Annotated in this window: 16 protein-coding genes and 2 pseudogenes; 8 read left to right on the plus strand and 10 right to left on the minus strand. The window is 67.0% G+C overall.

Translation table 11 applies throughout. The features are described from left to right. Positions 1–229 precede the first annotated feature (229 nt). Positions 230–1438, minus strand: coding sequence for a tyrosine--tRNA ligase (gene tyrS / locus ACYVJ8_RS11770; protein WP_460713706.1), 1209 nt, complete (start codon positions 1436–1438; stop codon positions 230–232). A gap of 239 nt (positions 1439–1677) precedes the next feature. On the opposite strand from tyrS, the gene ACYVJ8_RS11775 reads away from it, so the two are divergent. Together ACYVJ8_RS11775 and ACYVJ8_RS11780 are read left to right on the plus strand one after the other, a co-directional pair. After that, complete coding sequence (locus tag ACYVJ8_RS11775; protein WP_460713708.1) at positions 1678–3138, plus strand: peptidoglycan DD-metalloendopeptidase family protein; 1461 nt, start codon at positions 1678–1680, stop codon at positions 3136–3138. Between the two features lie 79 nt (positions 3139–3217). Next, positions 3218–4360 (plus strand): anhydro-N-acetylmuramic acid kinase, encoded by a 1143-nt coding sequence (locus ACYVJ8_RS11780; protein WP_460712595.1) that lies wholly within the window; start codon positions 3218–3220, stop codon positions 4358–4360. Positions 4361–4498: 138 nt separating this feature from the next. Here ACYVJ8_RS11780 and ACYVJ8_RS11785 read toward each other — a convergent pair. From ACYVJ8_RS11785 to ACYVJ8_RS11795, 3 genes and pseudogenes are all read right to left on the minus strand, one after another. Beyond that, positions 4499–4717: pseudogene (locus ACYVJ8_RS11785) on the minus strand (hypothetical protein); the annotation flags it as partial. Between the two features lie 80 nt (positions 4718–4797). Further along, complete coding sequence (locus ACYVJ8_RS11790) at positions 4798–6249, minus strand: AmpG family muropeptide MFS transporter (protein ID WP_460712597.1); 1452 nt, start codon at positions 6247–6249, stop codon at positions 4798–4800. 64 nt (positions 6250–6313) lie between these two features. Beyond that, on the minus strand, positions 6314–7108 hold the full coding sequence (locus tag ACYVJ8_RS11795) for an exodeoxyribonuclease III (RefSeq protein WP_460712599.1): 795 nt from the start codon (positions 7106–7108) through the stop codon (positions 6314–6316). Positions 7109–7204: 96 nt separating this feature from the next. Between ACYVJ8_RS11795 and pyrE the strand changes: the two genes are divergently transcribed. Continuing rightward, positions 7205–7870, plus strand: coding sequence for an orotate phosphoribosyltransferase (gene pyrE, locus ACYVJ8_RS11800; protein WP_460712602.1), 666 nt, complete (start codon positions 7205–7207; stop codon positions 7868–7870). A gap of 65 nt (positions 7871–7935) precedes the next feature. Beyond that, entirely contained in the window at positions 7936–8604 is a 669-nt protein-coding gene (locus ACYVJ8_RS11805) for a hypothetical protein (RefSeq protein ID WP_460712604.1), read from the plus strand. A 70-nt stretch (positions 8605–8674) separates the two neighbouring features. Here the strand turns inward: ACYVJ8_RS11805 and ACYVJ8_RS11810 are convergent, their stop codons facing one another. The 3 genes and pseudogenes from ACYVJ8_RS11810 to coaBC all read right to left on the minus strand — a co-directional run bounded on the left by ACYVJ8_RS11810 (position 8675) and on the right by coaBC (position 12742). Further along, the gene (locus tag ACYVJ8_RS11810) at positions 8675–10990 is read right to left on the minus strand and encodes a phosphomannomutase/phosphoglucomutase (protein WP_460712606.1); all 2316 of its coding nucleotides are present in this window, start codon (positions 10988–10990) and stop codon (positions 8675–8677) included. A gap of 38 nt (positions 10991–11028) precedes the next feature. Further along, entirely contained in the window at positions 11029–11487 is a 459-nt protein-coding gene (gene dut, locus ACYVJ8_RS11815) for a dUTP diphosphatase (RefSeq protein ID WP_460712608.1), read from the minus strand. Between the two features lie 47 nt (positions 11488–11534). Next, positions 11535–12742, minus strand: a pseudogene (gene coaBC, locus ACYVJ8_RS11820) (bifunctional phosphopantothenoylcysteine decarboxylase/phosphopantothenate--cysteine ligase CoaBC). A 100-nt stretch (positions 12743–12842) separates the two neighbouring features. On the opposite strand from coaBC, the gene radC reads away from it, so the two are divergent. From radC to ACYVJ8_RS11840, 4 genes are all read left to right on the plus strand, one after another. After that, complete coding sequence (gene radC, locus ACYVJ8_RS11825; RefSeq protein ID WP_460712610.1) at positions 12843–13517, plus strand: RadC family protein; 675 nt, start codon at positions 12843–12845, stop codon at positions 13515–13517. Between the two features lie 72 nt (positions 13518–13589). Continuing rightward, entirely contained in the window at positions 13590–15278 is a 1689-nt protein-coding gene (gene argS / locus ACYVJ8_RS11830; RefSeq protein WP_460712612.1) for an arginine--tRNA ligase, read from the plus strand. A 62-nt stretch (positions 15279–15340) separates the two neighbouring features. Then, the gene (locus ACYVJ8_RS11835) at positions 15341–16150 is read left to right on the plus strand and encodes an SPOR domain-containing protein (RefSeq protein WP_460712615.1); all 810 of its coding nucleotides are present in this window, start codon (positions 15341–15343) and stop codon (positions 16148–16150) included. A gap of 14 nt (positions 16151–16164) precedes the next feature. After that, positions 16165–16917, plus strand: coding sequence for an SDR family NAD(P)-dependent oxidoreductase (locus tag ACYVJ8_RS11840; protein ID WP_460712617.1), 753 nt, complete (start codon positions 16165–16167; stop codon positions 16915–16917). 9 nt (positions 16918–16926) lie between these two features. On the opposite strand, the gene ACYVJ8_RS11845 is transcribed toward ACYVJ8_RS11840, so the two are convergent. The 3 genes from ACYVJ8_RS11845 to speA are packed head-to-tail and all read right to left on the minus strand — an operon-like array spanning position 16927 to position 20593. Further along, on the minus strand, positions 16927–17391 hold the full coding sequence (locus ACYVJ8_RS11845; RefSeq protein ID WP_460712619.1) for a DUF2269 family protein: 465 nt from the start codon (positions 17389–17391) through the stop codon (positions 16927–16929). Between the two features lie 2 nt (positions 17392–17393). Further along, the gene (locus tag ACYVJ8_RS11850; RefSeq protein ID WP_460712620.1) at positions 17394–18707 is read right to left on the minus strand and encodes an SDR family oxidoreductase; all 1314 of its coding nucleotides are present in this window, start codon (positions 18705–18707) and stop codon (positions 17394–17396) included. After that, the gene (gene speA / locus ACYVJ8_RS11855; protein ID WP_460712622.1) at positions 18704–20593 is read right to left on the minus strand and encodes an arginine decarboxylase; all 1890 of its coding nucleotides are present in this window, start codon (positions 20591–20593) and stop codon (positions 18704–18706) included. The genes ACYVJ8_RS11850 and speA overlap by 4 nt, the downstream gene beginning before the upstream one ends. Between the last annotated feature and the right edge of the window lie 55 nt (positions 20594–20648).

Genomic DNA, 20648 nt, shown 5'->3' on the forward strand with positions numbered 1-20648 from the left:
GGGAGCCGACTATCTTACAGCCAATTTCGATTCCGTCAACACCGTGTCGAGATCTTTTTTTGGCTCCCCACCTCTCCGGTCAGGCCCTTCAGGCCGTCCCGATCAGCGGGGCGCGCATTGTGCACATACCCTTCTCGATTGGGAAGGGGGATTTAGGAAAATTTTCTGGTTGACAGCGGTCGTTGTTACCCGGCGCTCAACCAAAAATCACCGCCATCACTGCACTAGCTCAAGCCGCAACCAGACGAACGCGTGCGAACGTGCGCTTGCCCACCGCAAGCACGCCTTCGAAACCCGGCGCGAAAACGCGTTGCGCGTCTTCGATTACCTCGCCGTCGATGCGCACGGCACCTTCCTTGAGCTTGCGATTGGCTTCCGAATTGCTGGGCGTAAGACCTGCGGCCGTCAGCAGCGCCGCAATGCGCAGGCCTTCGGCCGGCACGGCTACATCGCTGAGCGGCAGTGAGGCCGTATCGCCTTCACCGCGCACGACGGCATTCCAACCGACAACCGCGGTTTCCGCGGCAGCGCTGCCATGGAAACGCGCTGCCAGCTCACGTGCCAGACGCAATTTCAGATCGCGTGGATTGAGTGCCCCGGCTTCGATATCGCGCTTGAGCGATGCGGCTTCCGCGATCGAAATTTCGAAGCTGAGCAAGTCGATCCAGCGCCACATCAGCACGTCGTCGATCTTCATCGTCTTGGTGACGATATCGATCGCCGGTTCGTTGATACCGATGTAGTTGCCCAGCGACTTGGACATCTTGTTGACGCCGTCGAGCCCTTCGAGCAATGGCATGGTCAACACGATCTGCGGCGGCTGGCCGTAGTGTTCCTGCAGACCGCGTCCCATCAGCAGATTGAACTTCTGATCGGTGCCACCCAGCTCTACATCCGCCTTCAACGCCACCGAGTCGTAGCCCTGTACCAGGGGATAGAGGAATTCGTGGATCGCGATCGATTGCTGCGCGGCATAGCGCTTGGCGAAGTCGTCGCGCTCCAGCATGCGCGCGACCGTATGCTGCGCCGCCAGCTTGATCATGTCGGCCGCCGACATCTGCCCGAACCATTCGCTGTTGAAACGCACCTCGGTGCGCTCCTTGTCGAGCACCTTGAAGACCTGTTCGGCATAGGTTTGGGCGTTGGCGAGCACGTCCTCGCGGGTGAGCGGCTTTCGGGTCACGTTCTTGCCGGTGGGGTCGCCGATCATTCCGGTGAAGTCGCCGATCAGGAAGATCACCTGATGGCCCAGTTCCTGGAACTGCCGCATCTTGTTGAGCAGGACCGTGTGGCCCAGGTGCAGGTCCGGCGCGGTCGGGTCGAAACCCGCCTTGATACGCAGGGGACGGCCCAGCTTGAGGCGGGCCTCCAGCTCGTCACGTTTGAGGATTTCTTCGGCGCCCCGGGCGATCAGGTCGAGGGCGTCACGGTTTTGAATGTCGGGCACGGCTTTTTCCGATGAGTGGCGCCCACCTGAATGCGGCAGGAGGCGTGAAATTCGTTAGGGTCAAGTTAACACGGTGTTAAACCGGGTTCCACGTCAAAATTCCTTTACCCTTCAATGATTTGACGCGGACAACTCACGTGACTATGGTACCCCCGTCGCGCCCCCGTCACAGGGGCGCCATGCGTTCGGAACCAATGGAGTGGCCGCCGGACATTCGAACGATCGAGGGGATGGCAGCAATGGGCAAATCCGGACTGGGCGCGCAACGGCGCGAGCGACTCAAGGCGCTACGTGAAGCTGCACTGCATCGGCCAGTCCTGGCCCGGCATCTCTCCGACGGATTCAACGGCCGCTGGTCGCGCCGGCAGTGGGCTCAAGCGAGCCTGATGGCGACGCTGGGCGTACTGGTCGCCGCGATCGTTCCGGGCTTCGATACCCATCCTGCGACGCCGGCTCCGACCGCGCGCATGTCGATGGCGTTGCCGTTGCCGTCGCTGACCGGCGCCACCGCGCACCAGGCCGGCGACAGCTGGCAGGTCGTGCGCGTGGAGCGCGGGCACACCATGGCTTCGCTGTTCAAGGAATTCGGGCTGTCGGCGACCACGCTGCACTCGATCATGCAGCAACCCGGCGTTCGCGAATCCCTGAACCGGCTCAAGCCCGGGGCCGAGCTGGCCTTCGATCTGCCCGTCGGCGAGGGCGGCAAGGGCGGTGAGCTGCGCGCGTTGCGCTTCGACCGCGATGCTACGCACCGCGTCGAACTCAGCATCGAAGGCGACCAGATCCGGCAGAAGGTGATCGACCGCCCGAGCGAGACCCGCACGGTCGTGCTCAGTGGCAAGGTCGGCGGCTCCCTGTTCCGTTCGGCGCGCAAGCTCGGCCTGACGGCGGCGAACATCAACACCCTGACCGACGACATCTTCAAGTACGACATCGACTTCAACGATGACGTGGCGGCCAACGATCGCTTCAGCGTCGTGGTCGAACAGACCTGGCGCGAAGGCGAGCTCATCAGCACCGGCCCGGTGCTGGCCGCGACGTTCACCACTGGCGACAAGCTGCATACCGGTTTCCGCTTCCTGCGCGACGGCAAGCCCGAATACTTCACCGGCGACGGCCGTCCGCTGAAGAAGAGCTTCATCCGCATGCCGATTCCGTACGCGCGCCTCACCTCCGGTTTCGGCGCGCGCAAGCACCCGGTGCTGGGCCGCATGCGCATGCACAAGGGCGTGGACTACGCCGCGAGTGTTGGCACGCCGATCATGGCCGCCGGCGATGCGCGCGTGGTGTCGGCCGGCTGGCAGGGCGGCTACGGCAACGCGGTCGTGCTCGATCACGGTCGCGGCTACACGACCCTCTACGGCCACATGTCGCGGATCGGCAAGATCAAGCGCGGCCAGCGCATCGCTCAGGGCACGGTGATCGGTTATGTCGGCACCACCGGCATGTCGACCGGTCCGCACCTGCACTACGAATTCCGCGTCAACGGCGTGCACCGCAATCCGCTCTCGATCACCATGCCGCCGCCGGAACCCCTGAGCGGCACCGCACTGGCTCAGTTCCGCCAGCAGACCGCCGTGGCGCTCGCGCGCATCCAGAAGGTCGAGAACATCATCTACGCCGATGCAGCTCCCGCACCTAAGCAGGTCGCGGACGCCGGCGGCGCGAAGAAGAGCGGTCGCAAGGGCTGATCGCCCTGCACCGCTTCGTGCGACAGACGCGAACGCAAGACCACTATCCAAGCGCCGCGACTGATTGTTTACTGCGCGGATGACGCCGACGGCTTCCGCATCCCAACTCTTTCTTGGCCTGATCTCGGGCACCAGCGCCGATGGCATCGATGCCGCGCTGGTGCGCTTTGCTGACGATGGCGCCCATTGCGAACTGGTCCATGGGCGCACGTATCCGTGGCCGGACGCGCTGCGCGCGCGCCTGATCGCGCTGGGCCAGGGCGCGGCGATCGACTCGATCGATGAGATCGGCACGCTCGATGTGCGCATCGGCGAGCACTTCGCGGAGGCGGCCATGCGCCTCGTCCAGGAAGCGGGTTTGCAAACCGCGCAGGTGCGCGCGATCGGCTCGCACGGACAAACCGTGCGCCACCGCCCGGCCGGCGCCGCGTTCGATGGCGCCTACCCCTTTACGATGCAGCTGGGCGACGCGCACGTGATCGCCGAGCGCAGTGGCATCGCCACCGTGGCTGATTTCCGCCGCCGCGACGTGGCGGCCGGTGGTCACGGCGCACCGCTGTTGCCGGCGCTGCATAACGCGCTGCTGCATTCGCCGCAGGAAGACCGGGCGGTGCTCAATCTCGGCGGCATCGCCAATTTCACCCTGCTGCCGCGTCAGGGCGAGGTGCGCGGCTTCGACACCGGCCCGGCGAATGCGTTGATGGACGCGTGGTGCGCTCGGCACACCGGCCAGGCCTTCGATGCCGATGGCGCGTTCGCTGCACGAGGCACGCACGACGAAGCGCTGTTGCGTCGCCTGCTGGATGAACCCTGGTTCGCGCTGCCGCCGCCCAAGAGCACCGGGCGCGAAGTCTTTCACCTGGACTGGGTACAGACGCAGCTGAGGGGCAACGAAGCGCCCGCCGATGTACAGGCGACGCTGCTGGAGCTCACCGCGGCCAGCATTGCGGAAGCATTGCGCGCGCATCAGCCGAACACGCGCCGGGTGCTGGTCTGCGGCGGCGGCGTGCACAACCCGCGACTGCTGGAACGGATCGCCGCGCACCTGCCCGGCATGCAGGTCGAATCCACTGCGGTGCACGGCGTCGACCCGGATTTCGTCGAAGCGATGGGTTTCGCCTGGCTCGCGCGCCAGGCACTGCTGGGCTTGCCCGGCAACCTGCCCAGCGTCAGCGGCGCCAGCGGCCCGCGTGTGCTCGGCATCCTCCATCCAGCCGCCTGAGGCTGCACCGGACGGCCTTCGGCCGGGCGGCTACATCGACTCCTTGCGCTCCAGGAACTCGTTGACCGCGAAACTCATGTCCACGCCGGGCTGGTCCAGGTCCTTGGGACGGTCGACGCGGCCGATCAAGGAAAACCCCGGATCGTTGGGGACGCTTTCCAGCGCAGCGATCGCCTCGCGCAAGGCGCTATTGTCGGTGTCGCTCAAACGGACGTTCATGTCCGCCTCGACCGCGTAGAGCCCTTGTTCCAGCAGATACTGGAGCGTCCGCGGCAAATCCCACCGGCGCGCATCGGCGATGCGGCGGATGCGTTCCGCCAGCACAGGGTCGATGTCACGCAGCACGATTTCGGTCATCGGGGGAATGCTGGCACGGCGGAACAGCAGTTCAATACCACTCGCGCCCAGTTTTGTCACATTTCGTCACCTTAACGACTTCAGCCACCCCCGGTGGGCGCATTAGCGGAAGCCAGGCGCTCCCGGCGCATCAACCACAGCACCAGGATCGCAGCGGGCAAACCGATCACGGCGGTGTACACGAAGAAGGGCGGATAGCCCCAGGCGTCGACGATGCGCCCCCACTGACTGGCGAGGCTCTTCGCCGGCAGGCTCCACAAGGTGCCGAACAATGCGTACTGCGTTGCGGTGTACTGCTTGCTGGTCAACGACGACATGTAGGCGATAAAGGCAGTACCGGCGATGCCGTTGGCCACATTGTCCAGGCTGATCGCGGCGGCGAGCCAGGCGATACCCGGGCTCGGGTCCTTCGGCAGCGTCGCCACGTGGCCGTACAGCAGGTTCGCCGCACTCAGCAGCACCAGGCCAAGCAACAAGGCACGCATGAAGCCCAGGCTTCGCACCAGCCAGCCCGCATATACCGCGCCGAACAAGGTGAGCACCACGCCGTAAACCTTGGACACCGCCGCCACTTCGTCGAGCGTATAGCCCATGTCCAGATAGAACGTGTTCGCGGCCACGCCCATGGTCATGTAGTTGAGGCGATAGGTGACGATGAGCAGCAGCATCGGCACTACCAACCGCCATCCGAACCGATCGACGATGTCCAGCAACGGCAAGGCGACCGATGCGATCAGGCGTTCGCGCGCGCCACGCAGCACCGGCAGCCGCAGGACGGCGAGCAGCACCAGCTCGAAGAACACGAGCGCAGCGGCGGTCGCATCGAGCGCGAGCGTGGAGTCCTTGGCAGGCAGCGAAATACGCAGTCCCCACCACGCCGCCACGGTGACGAACAACGCCACCAGCAGCAACCCTGGACGCATTCGCGCCGCGGTCGCCTCGATAAGCGTCGGGTCCGGGCGCAGCCGGTCTATCGCCGTCACCGGCTCACGGATCCGCAGCGTGGCGACGATGCCGACGAGCATCAACGCGGCGATGAGGAAATAGGCGGCGCTCCAGCCGCCATGGCTGGCGGTGACCAGGGCGCCGGCGCCGCTGCAGATCAACGCAATCTGGTAACCGATCTGATAGGCGGCCGAGGCATTGCCTTGCAGGCTGGCTTCGCTTGCCTCGATGCGGTACGCATCGATGGAGATGTCCTGTGTCGCGGAGAAGAAAGCGGTAGCGGCCGCGAGCGCCGCGACGCGTTCGGCATCGCTCGCCGGATCGGCGAATGCCAGGGCGATGAGTCCGGCGATGACGCCCAGTTGCGCGAGCAGCATCCAGCCGCGGCGCTGGCCCAACACGCCCACGCCCGGCAGCCGATAGCGATCGACGATCGGCGACCAGACGAACTTGAGCGAGTACGCCAGGCCGACCAGGCTGAACAACCCGATCGTGGTGCGATCGATGCCCGCCAGGCGCAGCCGCGCCGACAGCGTGGTGAGCACCATGGGAAACGGCAGGCCCGCAGCGAAACCCAGGAACAGCATCTCGCGGACGCCGGGCCGCCAATAGTCCGCAAACGACGCGAAAAATCCGGGCTTACGCTCGGTCTCAGGGAGAGAGGTCATAGTCCACCGCAAATGGCGCGTGATCGGAGAAGCGCGGCGTCGGATGGATCGCGCACGCCCTGAGTTTGTCCTGCAGCGAAGGCGTCACGAACTGGTAGTCGATGCGCCAGCCCACGTTCTTGGCGCGCGCGGCGCCGCGATTGCTCCACCAGGTGTAGTCCTGGCCTTCGGCGTGCAGATGGCGGTACGCATCGACCCAGCCCCGGCTTCCATCCGGCGCGGCGTCGCGGCACAAGCCGTTGAGCCAGTCGCGCTCGCCGGGCAGGCAGCCCGAATTCTTCTGGTTCGAAGTCCAGTTCTTGATATCCAGGCGGCTGCGGACGATGTTCCAGTCGCCGCACAGCACGTAGTCGCGGCCCGATTGCAGCCAGTGCTGCAGGATCGGTTCGATCCAGCGCATCACTTCGAACTTGAAGTCCTGGCGCAACTCGCCCGACGATCCCGACGGGATGTAGAACGACACCACACTCAGGTTGCCGAAGCGGGCCTCGATGTAGCGCCCTTCGTCGTCGAAGGCGGACCAACCCATCGCCGTCAGCACTTCATCGGGCTCGCGTCGGGAATAGATCGCCACGCCGCTGTAGCCTTTCTTGGTGCTCGCATCCTTGAAGTAGGTGCGATAGCCGTTGGGACGGAAGGCGTCGTCGGCGAGCTGATGCTCTTGCGCCTTGGTTTCCTGCAGACAGAGCACGTCGGCGTCCTGCCCGGCAAACCAGTCGAAGAAACCCTTGGTGGCGGCCGAGCGCAGGCCGTTGGCGTTGAAGCTGATGATGCGCATGAATTCGAGGCTGGGGGATCCGCGGAATCGCAGCCTAACGCACGCGGCACCGGTTGCGATGCGGCAGAATTCACTCCTCTCCTTCGCTTCGCCCCCATGAACGCCGATCACCGCTCCCGATTCCTGCAGCTGGCGCTGCGTGCCGATGCACTGCGCTTTGGCGACTTCACCCTCAAGTCGGGACGCCAGAGTCCCTATTTCTTCAATGCCGGGCTGTTCAATTCTGGCGCCCTGCTGGCGGAACTGGCCGGCTGCTACGCCGATGCGATCGAGGCGCACGGCGCGGACTTCGACCTGCTGTTCGGGCCCGCGTACAAGGGCATTCCGCTGGCGACGGCGGTGGCCTGCGAGTTCGCCCGTCGCGGCCGCGACCTGCCGGTCGCCTTCAACCGCAAGGAAGCCAAGGCGCATGGCGAGGGCGGCACGCTGATCGGCGCGCCCCTGGCCGGACGCCGCGTGCTGATCGTGGACGACGTCATCACCGCCGGCACCGCCATCCGCGAGGCGCTGTCGATCATCCGCGACGCCGGCGGCACGGCCGCGGGCATCGTGATCGCACTGGATCGGCAGGAAGCCGTCGACCCCAACGTCTCGCGACGCTCCGCGGCACAAACTGTCGCGGACGAACATGGGCTGCCGGTGATCTCGGTGGCGAACCTCTCGGACCTGCTGGAATTCGCCGGCGCCCGCGCGGAACTGGCTACACAACAGGAACGCCTGCTGGCGTACCGTAGCGCCTACGGAAGCCAGGCCACGGCGTGATCGCCGCGTTCGGACCCTGGGCTGGCGCGATCCTTGCGTATCCCGGGTATACGGACACCCTCGGCATGAAATACATGAGCAAGCTGTACGCCCCACTGGCTTTGGCACTGACGGCTACCCTGCTGGCGACGCCCGCCATCGCGCAGGAAGCCGGCAAGAAGAAGCTGTATTGCTGGAACGAGGGCGGCCGCAAGGTGTGCGGAGATGCACTACCGGCGTCCGCCACCGATAGCGCACGCACCGAATTCAGCGCCAAGAGCGGCCTGACTACCGGCCAGGTCAGCCGCGCAATGACACCCGCGGAGCGTGCCGCCGCCGCCGCGCAGGCGAAGCTGGACGAGCAATCACAGCTCCAGGTGGCCGCCGAGCGCATGCGCGAGCACGCCATGGCCGAGTCGTACGCCACAGAAGCCGATCTGCAGCGAGCCTTCAACAACCGCATCGCCCTGTTGGACGACACCATCAAGGCATCCCAGCTCAGCATCGGCGGCCTGCGCCAGAGCCTGATCAGCCTGCTGCGCCAGGCCGGCGAGGCGGAACTAGCCGGCAAGCCCGTGCCCGCCAATCTCACCGGAACCATCCGCACCCAGCACGCCGAGCTGATGCGCCAGCAGGCAATGCTGGTCAGTCATCACCAGGACCGTAGCGCGATCGATGCCGAACTGGCGCACGCCCTGCAGACCTACCGCGAGTTGAAGACGCCCAAGCCGGCACCGGAAGGCGGCGGCGTCTGACCGAAACGCTCGGGACGCGGAAACAAAAAAAGGCCGGTCGATCGACCGGCCTTTTTTGTGCGCGAACGCGTCAGAACGGCACGGCCAGATCCGGCTTGATCGCCAGCAACTGCTGGCGGAAGGCCTGCTGGATGCGCTGCAGGGCCGCCGGGTTGTCGGCGTCGAAGCGCATCACCAGCACCGGCGTGGTGTTGGAAGCACGCACCAGGCCCCAACCGTCGGCGAAGTCGACACGCAGGCCGTCGATGGTCGAAGTGCGCCCGCCTTCGAACTGCGCTACGGAGCGGAAACGCTCGACGAACGTATGCGGATCGCCATCCGGCGCATCGACCTTGATCTCCGGCGTGGACACGCCATCCGGCAGCGCCGCGAGCGTCGCCGAGGGCGAATCCGGCTGCACCGACAGGATCTCCAGCAGGCGTGCGGCGGCGTAGATGCCGTCGTCGAAGCCGTACCAGCGCTCCTTGAAGAAGAAGTGGCCGCTCATCTCGCCGGCCAGCTCCGCGCCGGTTTCGCGCATCTTCGCCTTGATCAGCGAATGACCGGTCTTCCACATCAGCGGGCTGCCACCGTGGCGCAGGATGTGGCCCGGCAGGCGGCCGGTGCATTTCACGTCGAAGATGATCATCGCGCCCGGGTTGCGCTCCAGCACATCCTGCGCGAACAGCATCAACAGGCGATCCGGGAAGATGTTCTGGCCGTCGCGGGTGACCACGCCGAGACGGTCGCCGTCGCCGTCGAAGGCGATGCCCAGGTCCGCGTCCAGGCGCTGGACCATGCGGATGAGGTCGTCGAGGTTGTGCGGCTCGCTCGGATCGGGATGGTGGTTGGGGAAGGTGCCGTCGATCTCGCAGTACAGCGGAGTGACCTCGGCGCCGATCGCCGACAGGACGCGCGGCCCCAGGTCGCCGGCCACACCGTTGCCGGCGTCGATCACGACTTTCAACGGACGATCGATCTGCACATCGTTGGCGATGCGCTGCACGTAGTCGTCGCCGATGTCCTGGCTACGCAGGCTGCCGGGCGCATCGGCGGTGAAGAGCCGGTCTTCGGCGATGCGGTCGTACAGATCGGTGATGGCGTCGCCGGAAAGCGTTTCGCCGCCGATGACGATCTTGAAGCCGTTGTAGTCGGGCGGATTGTGGCTACCGGTAACCGACACGCAGGAGCCTGCGCGAAGGTGGAAGGCGCCGAAGTAGGCTACCGGCGTCGGCGCCATGCCGATGTCGATGACGTTGCGTCCGGCCTTGCGTAGGCCATTGATCAGGCCCTCGGTCAATTCGGGGCCGGACAGGCGGCCGTCGCGGCCGACCACGATATCCAGCAGACCCTGCTGCTGCATCGCCGAGCCGATCGACTGGCCCAGCAGCTCGGCGACACCGGTGTCGAGTGTCTTCCCGACCACGCCGCGGACGTCGTAGGCGCGGAAGATGCCGCGATCGATGGCCACGCCAGCCTTGGGCGCGGCGGACTTTTCCGCCTGCGGCACCGGTGCCGCGGGCAGCGGCGCGATGACCTCGGGCGCCATCTGCGACAGCGTCTGCTCCGTCGACTCGCCGGCTTCCGCTCGCGGCGTACGTCCGCGGCTCAGCGTTGGATAGAACCAAGCTGCGAGGGCCGCCAGGAGCAACACGACGGTCACTATTGCGCATGCCATCCAACCCAGGCCGAGCGGGCCACCGGCCACGTCCGGCACGGCGGCGGCGACACGCAGGTCGCTGCCGGGGATCTTCGCCGCCATCACTTCCGCGCCGTTGGCGAGCCCCTTGTCGCCGCGTTCGACCAGACTGGCCGAGCCCTGGCGCAAGGCGAGGTACGTTTCATCGGGTATGCGAGCGCCATCGATCCCGCCGGTGAGCTTTTCCAGAGGGAGGCGCACGCTGGCCACTCCGATCGCCTCGGCGCCGCGCATCACCGGTGCGGCCAGCGCGAGCTTCTGCTTGCCCAGACCGTCCGTGACCACCCACGCCACCGGCTTCTGCTCGGCCAGCGCCTGTTCCATGGCGGCGAGGCGTCCGTAACCGGTCTTGGGCAGACCGACATAGGCCGGATCGAGATCGGTCGAGAGGACATCCCCATCGGTGGCCGATGCCCAGCCTTGGGTCAGCGCTTCCCCAGCCAGGCGCAGGTCATTGGCGGCAAGCGCCGCCTGCACCGGCGCGCTCTGCAGCTGCGTCGCGAACTGCTTCTGCTCGCTGTTGAGCACGGCCTGCGCCGCCAGCACCGCCGAATCGCGTGCCTCTTCGACCGTATGCCGACGATTGCTGTCGCGGAATTGCTCCCACGCGCTCCAGCCGAACCAGGCCGCCGCCAGCAGCAGCACCACGCCCGCGATCTGGCCGAGCAGCTTGGCCTGCGCCGGGTGAAGGATCTTCTTCTCGCTCATCAATTGCGTTCCTGTGTAGTGCCTGCGGCCGCGCTGGATCAGCGCACGCCCGTATGCCCGAAGCCGCCCGCGCCACGGGCGCTAGCCTCGAATTCTTCAACCACCTGCAACCTCGCCCGCACGATCGGCAGCACCACGAGCTGGGCGATGCGATCCCCCGGCTGAATCGTAAAAGCCTCCCGACTCCGATTCCACACGCTGATCAACAGTGGGCCCTGGTAGTCCGCATCGATCAATCCGGTGCCGTTGCCGAGCACGATCCCGTGCTTATGCCCGAGCCCCGACCGCGGCAGGATCACCGCGCACATGCCCGGATCGCCCACGTGGATAGCCAGCCCCGACGGCACCAGGGCGGCATCCCCGGGCTGCAGGGTCAGGGCCTGCTCGAGCGCGGCGCGCAGGTCGAGCCCGGCGCTGGCGGGCGTGGCGTATTCCGGAAGCGGCCAATCGCCGCCGAAGCGCGCGTCGAGGATCTTGAGTTCCAGCGTGTGATGCATTCGGTTCCTGCGCGTGTCTGTGGGCGCCGCGATGCGGCGTGGTCCGGCTAGCCCAGCCGGGCCGAGATCAGTTCAAGCAAGTTGTCTGCCAATTGCGTCTTGGGCGCCGGCCCCAGCGCGAGCTCGAAGCCGTCATGCCCATACACGACCAGCGCATTGTCGTCGCTCTCGAAGCCGCTGCCGGACAGGCCCACCCGGTTGGCCGCAATGAGATCGAGGCGCTTCTTCTCGAGCTTGCCGCGCGCGTATTGCTCAACGTGGTCGGTTTCTGCCGCAAATCCGACCACAAGCCGCGGCCGCCCCGGACGGGAAGCGACTTCCGCCAGGATGTCCGGGGTTCGCACCAGTTCCAGCACCAGCGTCTCCATGCCGGCCTGCTTCTTGATCTTGCCGGGCGCGACGCTGCGCGGGGTGAAATCGGCCACCGCGGCGGCGCCAACGTAGACGTCGGCCGGCAAGGCGGAGAGAACCGCCGCATGCATCTGCGCGGCACTGCGCACGTCGATGCGCGTCACGCCGGCGGGCGTCGGCAGCGATACCGGTCCGGCGACGAGGACCACCTCCGCCCCCTGCCGTGCCGCCGACTCGGCGATAGCGAAGCCCATCTTCCCGCTGCTGCGGTTGCCGATGAAGCGAACCGGATCCAGATCCTCGAAGGTTGGCCCCGCGCTGACAACGACGCGGCGTCCTTGCAGGCTCATCGCGGCGCCCCGGCGAGGGAACGGACGATCGCTTCGGGTTCACTCAGGCGTCCAGGTCCGGATTCGCCCTCGGCCAACGGGCCGTCCTCGGGTCCGATGACGTGCACGCCGCGTTCGCGCAGCAGGGCCATGTTGGCCTGCGTCGCCGGGTGCAGCCACATGCGATGGTTCATCGCCGGGCACACCGTGATCGGCGCGGTGGTCGCCAGGCACAGGGTCGTGACCAGATCGTCGGCGAACCCGTGCGTGAGCTTGGCCAGCGTATTGGCGGTGGCCGGAGCTATCACCACCCGGTCGGCCCAACGCGCCAGTTCGATATGCCCCATCGCGGCCTCGGCGGCTTCGTCCCACAGCGACGTGCGTACCGGAAACCCGGACAGCGCCTGGAACGTCGGGGTGCCGACGAAGCGCGTCGCCTCTTCCGTCATCGCCACCTGTACCTGCGCTCCGGCCTCGCGCAGGCGGCGGACCAGTTCGGCGGCCTTGTACGCGGCGATGCCGCCGCATATGCACAGCAGGATGCGCTGGTCTTGCAGGGCGCGTGCATCGGCCATCGGCTGGAAAATTCCTACCGCGAAACGGACGGTTAGCTTAACGCAACGCGCGGAACCGCCCGATCCGCGAACTACCGGTGCATCGGCATGCTTTTCCACCATGCACATCCGCGATTGGCCCACCCACGAACGCCCCCGCGAAAAACTCCTGGCCCGCGGCCCCGCGGCGCTGTCGGATGCCGAATTGCTCGCGCTGTTCCTCGGCTCCGGGCTGCGCGGTCATGACGCAGTCGCCACCGCACGCGGACTGCTCGCCGAACACGGACCGCTGCGCGCCCTGCTGGAGCGCCCGCCCGGCGAACTGCAGCAAATGCGCGGGCTGGGGCCCGCACGCGCCTGCGCGCTGGCCGCGGCGCTGGAGCTGAGTCGGCGCCTGCTGCACGCCGAGCTAGAGCGCGGCGTCGCCCTGACCGACCCGGATGCCGCGGGGCGCTACTTCGCCCAGCGCCTGCGCGGCCTGCCGCGGGAGGTGTTCGCGGCGCTGTTCCTGGACGTGCGCCACCGCGTCATCGCCTTCGAAGAGCTCTTTCACGGCACGCTCGAGGGCGCCGAAGTCCATCCCCGCGAAGTGGTCCGTCGCGCATTGGCGCACAACGCCGCCGCGATCATCGTTGCCCACAACCATCCCAGCGGTAATCCCGAGCCGTCCGGGGCCGATCGCGCGGTGACCTCCCGCCTCAAACAGGCACTGGCCCTGGTCGATCTTCGCCTGCTGGACCACTTCGTGATCGGCGACGGACCGCCGGTATCGCTGGCGGCACGCGGCTGGGTGTGAGGGGGACTGTGAGCGCGTGGCCCAACGGCGCTCGCGTACAATGCCCGGCCCGCTACACCGCTGAAAAATCCCGTGAAATCCACCCTCCGCGCGCTGGTCGCGCAGGCCATCGATTCCCTGCGCGCCGACGGCACGATCCCGGCCGACCTGGCCACGCCCGAGTTCGTCATCGAGCGCCCCAAGAATCGCGCTCAGGGCGACTTCTCCAGCAATGCCGCGATGCTGCTGAGCAAGCCGGCCAAGTCGAACCCGCGCGCGATCGCGCAGGCGGTGGTCGACGCGCTGCCGGCCAACGACGCCATCGCCAAGGTCGAAATCGCCGGCCCCGGCTTCATCAACTTCTTCGTCCACGAAGGCGCCTGGCGCGCGCAGATCGGCGAAGTATTGGCCCAGGCCGCGAACTACGGCCGCAACGAATCCGGCAAGGGCCACACCGCCGGCGTCGAATTCGTCTCGGCCAATCCCACCGGCCCGCTGCACGTCGGCCACGGCCGCGCTGCGGTGATCGGCGACTGCATCGCGCGCGTGCTCGACGCCAACGGCTGGAACGTGAAGCGTGAGTTCTACTACAACGACGCCGGCGCGCAGATCAACAACCTCGCCATCTCGGTGCAGGCGCGCGCGCAGGGCAAGGGTCCGGACGACGCCGGCTGGCCGGAAGACGGCTACCGCGGCGACTACATCAAGGACGTAGCGGCCGCCTACCTGCGCGGAGACAGCGTCGAAGTCGACGGGCACGTGGTCGCCGGCGCGAAGGATCCGGACAACCTCGACGCGATCCGCCAGTTCGCCGTCGCCTACCTGCGCCTCGAACAGAACCTGGATCTGGCCGCCTACGGCGTGTCGTTCGATGTCTATTTCCTCGAAAGCTCGCTCTACACCGGCGGCAAGGTCGAGGAAACCGTGCGCGAACTGGTCGCGCACGGCCACACCTACGAGGAAGGCGGCGCGCTGTGGCTGCGCACCACCGATTTCGGTGACGACAAGGACCGCGTGATGCGCAAGTCCGACGGCACCTACACCTACTTCCTGCCCGACGTCGCCTACCACCGCAGCAAGTGGCTGCGCGGCTACGAGCGCGCGATCACCGAACTGGGCGCGGACCACCACGGCTCGCTCAACCGCGTGCTGGCCGGCCTGCAGGCGCTGGACTGCGGCATCCCCAAGGGCTGGCCGGAATACGTGCTGCACCAGATGGTCACGGTGATGCGCGGCGGCGAGGAAGTGAAGCTGTCCAAGCGCGCCGGCAGCTACCTCACCCTGCGTGATCTGATCGACGAAGTCGGCAGGGACGCGACGCGCTGGTTCCTGATCGCCCGCAAGCCCGACTCGCAGCTCACCTTCGACATCGACTTCGCGCGCAGCCAGTCGCTCGACAACCCGGTGTACTACGTGCAGGTCTCGCATGCGCGCATGTACGGCCTCACCCGCCAGCTCAAGGAGCGTGGCCTGTCGTTCGACCCGGCCAACGGCCTGGCGCAGCCGCTCGACCTCGACGACGACAGCGCGCGCGAACTGATCACCACGCTGCTGCGTTACCCCGACGTGGTCGAGCTCGCCGGCCGTGATCTGGAGCCGCATCAGATCGCCATCTACCTGCTCGAACTCGCGCAGACCTTCCAGACGTATTACAACGACCATCAGTTCCTGGTCGACGACGCCAACCTGCGCGACGCGCGCCTGGTGCTGGCGCTGGCGACGCGGCAGGTGCTGGCCAATGGACTGGAACTGTTGGGCGTGAGTGTACCGGAAGTGATGTAACCCGCGCCTTCGGGCGCATCGGCAACGGACAATCGGGCGAAGTCGCCCAAGGCAGAAACTAAGTGGCAGCAAAGCGTGGCAAGTCGCAGGCGCGACGCAGTGGCGGCAACGACAGCGGCATTCCGGGCTGGGCCTGGCTGATCCTGGGTGTGCTGCTCACGGTGGTGGTCATCATCGTGGCGCCCAAGTATCTGAAGTCCGATGGCGACGGGTTCTTCCGGCCGCAACCGAACCCGGATGCACAACCGGCCCCGGTCGCCGAAGAAGAAGACGCAGTGGCGCCGGAGGGTGATGTCCCCGCGCCGAAGGCCGCCGCCAAGGGCGCCGGCAAGGGCAAGCAAGGCGAGGAGTACGACTTCTACACGCTGCTTCCCGGCAAGGAAGTCCCGCTGAGCGACGCCGAGATCGCCGCCACCGAGCGCGCCGAGGCCAAGCGCGAAGCCGAGCGGACTAAGCAGGCGCAGGCTCAAGCGCCGGCTGATGCGAGCGATGCACTGCCCAAGCCGGTGGACGCTGGCGATACGACTGCTGCGCCCAAGCCGGTCGCGACTGCACCCGCCGCCAAGCCCACGACCGCGCCAGCGAAGACATCCGACAAGCCCGCTACCCAGATCGCGTCTGCGCCGACGCTCGACGAAGACGCCCGCTATTTGCTCCAGGCCGGCGCCTTCCAGGCTTCCGGCCAGGCGGAGGAACTGAAAGCCAAGATCGCGCTGCTTGGCCTGGGCGCGCGCGTGGAAGCGGCGCAGATCAATGGCGCCACCGTGTACCGCGTGCGCATGGGGCCCTACGGCACCGCCAGCGATCTGGCCGAAGCCAAGCGCAAGCTGACCGGCGGGGGCCTGCAGGCCCTGGCCATCAAGGTGAAGTGAGCGGAGCCAGCGCGATGACGAAGACCGTCCTGATCACCGGCGCCACCTCCGGCTTCGGCGCCGCCACCGTACGGCGCTTCGTCGCTGGCGGCTGGCGCGTGATCGCGACCGGCCGTCGCGCGGAGCGCTTGCAAGCACTCGTCGACGAACTGGGCGCCGACCGCGTCCACGCCGCCGCGTTCGACATGCGCGACGCGCAAGCGCTCAACGCGGCACTCGACACGCTGCCCGACGCCTTCCGCGGCATCGATCTGCTGGTGAACAACGCCGGCCTGGCGCAGGGCACGAAACCGGCGCAGGAAGCGCGGCTGGACGACTGGCAGCGCATGATCGACACCAACGTCACCGCGCTGGTCACGCTTACCCGTCGCGTGCTGCCGGCGCTGATCGAACGCCGCGGCGCGATCGTCAACATCAGCTCGACCGCGGCGAACTATCCCTACACCGGCGGCAATGTTTACGGCGGCACCAAGGCCTTCGTCAGCCAGTTCTCGCTCGGCCTGCGCTCGGACCTGCATGGCACCGGCGTGCGCGTGACCACGCTGGAACCGGGCATGGCCGAGACCGAATTCACGCTGGTGCGCACGCACGGCGACAAGGCGGCCTCGGATGCGCTCTACAACGGCGCGCACCCGATGACGGCGCAGGACATCGCCGACACGATCTGGTGGATCGCGACGCTGCCGCCGCACCTCAACATCAACCGGCTGGAGATGATGCCGGTGAGCCAATCGTTCGCGGGATTCCAGGTCGCGCGCGACGCTTGAGGCCGGGCATCAGCCGGGCTTGAACACCATCAGCCAGAAGATGGCCACCACACCGATAAAAGCCGGCCATCCCAACCAGAACCACCAACGCATGACGCGGTGATAGGCGGCCGGTAGCGGCGTTCCTGCCGCGGCCGCGGCGCTTGCAAGATCCCGTGCGCGCAGTTGCAGCCACAGCACCGGCAACCAGCACGCGCCGACGACGAAGAACAGCATCAGCGCCGTCCGCACCCAGAACACCGAGTACGGCAAGCCGAGCCGTTGTGCGAGCCACATCCCGGTCACGAACTGCGTGACCACGGCGGGCGCCGTAAACAAGGTGTCTGCGAGCACGACGTTCCGCGCCGTACCCGCCACCAATGCGGCATCGCCGCGTCGGTGCGCGCGCCACATGAAGAACGCGATGCCCAGGCCGGTACCGAACAGCAGCGTCGACGACAGGATGTGCAGCCACTTCACCCACAGATACGCCACGCTTACCTCCGATCCACCAGCACCCACAGCACGGCCAGCGCCGGCAGGATGACGAGATTCTTGGCCAGGCCGCCCAACGGGTCCAGCCATAACGCCGGCGAGACGCTGCCCAGCACGAGCGAATATGCGATCACGCTGGCCATCATCAGCAGCAACGCCGCGCGTGGCTTCCACCCTGTTGCCAGCCACAGCGCGAGCAGGCCATCGAGCACGCCGCCCCCGCGCGCCAGCAACACCGGCGCGAATGCCTGCAGTCCGCTGTCTCCAGCCAGGCGTTCGATGTCCCCCGCCGGCGTCGACAAGCCGGCGAGGGCCGAGATCGTCCAGAGAACGATCACTGCAATGCGCAGCAGCGGAGCAAGGAAGTAGAGCTGGGCGTGCCAACGGTCCTGCACCTGACTGGGATGCGCCGCGAGTACATCGGCGAGCGCACGCGGAGTGAATCCGAATGCCGCGCGCAGTCGCTGCCCCGCATCGGCAGCGGTGACATTGCCGCGACGGAGCATGCGCCACATCGTCTCGCCGACCGGCCCATGCCCCAGCCGCTCCCACAGCCACACCTGCGCCGTCACCAACGCCTCCGGCACCGCTATCGCAGCTCGGCCGGGAATGCGCAGCCAGCGCCGCCACTGCTGCTGATAGTCGCGCAGGCTCAGCGATGCCGGCCCGCCGACTTCATAGAGGCCGGCGGCCTCCGACTCCACCGCACGCGCCACCAGTTCGGCCAAGTCTTCCGTCGCCAGCGGCTGCAAGGGCCATCGCCCCTCTCCGGGCAACCAGTGCGCACCTGGCATTGCCGCAAGCGCACGCAGCAGCGACGTGCCGCCGTAAGAGCCGGCCATCGCGTACACCACTGACGGCCGCAGCACGACCGCGCGCAGCGGCAGCGCCAGCAAGCGCGCGTCGAAGCGATGCTTTGAGTGGATGAACTCGCCATCCTCGGCTACGCCGAGTGCAGAGACCTGCACGAAGCCCTGAATCCCGTATGCCACGCAGGCCTGCGCCAAGGCCAAAGGCCCGCGTTCGTGCACGTCCTCGAACGACTGTCCACGCGTCGGGCGCAGGATCCCCGCGGCGTTGACCACCACATCCACGTCGTCGAGCACGCGATCCCAATCCCCCGGCGCGAGCATGCGTGTCAGATCGCACTCTCGCTCATCCGGATCGCCAGGCCGTGGAGCACGCACACCACGGATCACGCGATGGCCGCGACGCTGCAGCGCTGCGACGATGAAGCCGCCGAGGAAACCGTTGGCGCCGACGACGAGCACGCTGCGCCGTGCCGTCGCCTGTGCTTCCCCGGGAACGGCGGTCACGCCAGCGGTTCGTCGCTGAGATACGTGTAAGCGGTCAGCCCAGCCTCGAGGGCGGCGTCCAGGTTCGCCGCCTCATCCGCCGGCAGATGCGCCGCGGCCACCTTGTCGTGGTACGCCTTGCGCAAATCGGCCAGCTTGTAGCCGACATAGTCCAGCATCACGTCGGCGGTATCGCCGCGGCGTTGCTGGCTCATCGCGTAGCCGTCGCCGTCCAGGTGCACCTCGACCGCGTCGGTGTCGCCGAACAGGTTGTGGATGTCGCCGAGGATTTCCTGGTACGCGCCGACCAGGAAGAAGCCCAGTCGGTACGACTCGCCGTGCTTCATCTCGTGCAGCGGCAGCGAGCTGTCGAGGCCTTCGGTTTCGACGTAGGTGTCGATCATGCCGTCGGAGTCGCAGGTCATGTCGGCGATCACGCCGCGGCGCGTGGGCGCCTCGTCGAGACGCTCGATCGGCGCGATCGGGAATACCTGGTCGATCGCCCACACGTCCGGCATCGACTCGAACACGCTGAAGTTGACGAAATACTTATCGACCAGGCGGTCGTTGAGCTCGTCGAGCAGGTCGCGGTGACTCTTCTCGTCATAGCTCAGCCGCGCGCGCACGGCATGCGCGATCGCATAGAACAAGTCGTCGATGCGGGCACGGTGGGTCAGGTCGATCTGGCCAAGCGCGTACAGCGACAGGCCCTCGCTATGGTGATGCTGCGCCTCATGGAACAGCTCGACCGCCGGACGCGAATCGATCTCGTCGTGAATCTCGCGCAGGTGGCGGATCACCGCGGGTTCGTCGTCGTGCTGGTCGGGCACGCGGCCTTCCGGCGCCTGCTCGACTTCGGACACGTTGGCGACCAGCACCGCATGGTGCGCGGTCATCGCGCGGCCGCACTCGGTGATCACGCGCGGCGGGGTCAGGCCGTATTCCTCGCAGGCTTCGGCCAGCGGCTGCACGATGCTGGAGGCGTACTGGTTCACGCCGTAGTTGATCGAGCAGAAGCTGCGCGAACGCGTGCCTTCGTAGTCGATGCCCAGGCCGCCACCGACGTCCATGTAGCGCACCTTGGCGCCGAGCACCGACAGTTCGACGAAGTAGCGCGTCGCCTCGCGCATGCCGTTGGCGATGTCGCGGACGTTGGAAATCTGCGAACCCATGTGGAAGTGCAGCAGGCCCAGGCAATCCTCCAGGCCGGCGTCGCGCAGGTGCTTCCACAGATCCAGCACCTGGCGCGGCGAGAGACCGAACTTGGCCTTGTCGCCGCCGCTGTTCTGCCACTTGCCGGCACCGAGCGAGGCCAGGCGCATGCGCACGCCCAGGCCGGGCTTCACCCCCAGCGCGCGCGCTTCCTCGATCACCAGCGACAGCTCGGAGGGCTTCTCGATGACGATGAAGGTCTCCAGCCCGAGCTTGCGGCCGATCAGGGCCAGGCGGATGTATTCGCGATCCTTGTAGCCGTTGCAGACGATCAGCCCGCCCGGGCGCGATAGGGCGAGCACGGCCATGAGTTCGGGCTTGCTGCCCGCTTCCAGGCCGAAGCCCTCGCCGTGGTGCGAGGCCAGCGTGCCCGCCACGCCGGCGTGCTGGTTGACCTTGATCGGGTAGACCGCGGTGTAGCCGCCGCCGTAGTCCCACTCGCTCATTGCCTGGGCGAAGGCGCCCTGCAGCTTGCGTAGGCGGTCGCCGAGGATGTCGGGGAAGCGCACCAGCAGCGGCAGCTTGGCGCCCTGGGCCTTGGCCTGGTCCACTACCTCCGGCAGGGCGATCTTCGGTCCCTGTGGCCCGCGCGGGGCGACGGTGATCCGGCCCTGCGCGTCGACGTCGAAGTAGCCCTCCGACCAGTGGGGAATCGAATAAGTCCTGCGGGCGTGGTCGAGCGACCAGGCGGTCATCGGCGTGCTTCCTGTAGCGAAAGGGTAACGATCAGCCGTTTAAAGGTAGCGGCTG

The sequence above is a fragment of the Lysobacter terrae genome (assembly GCF_054782215.1).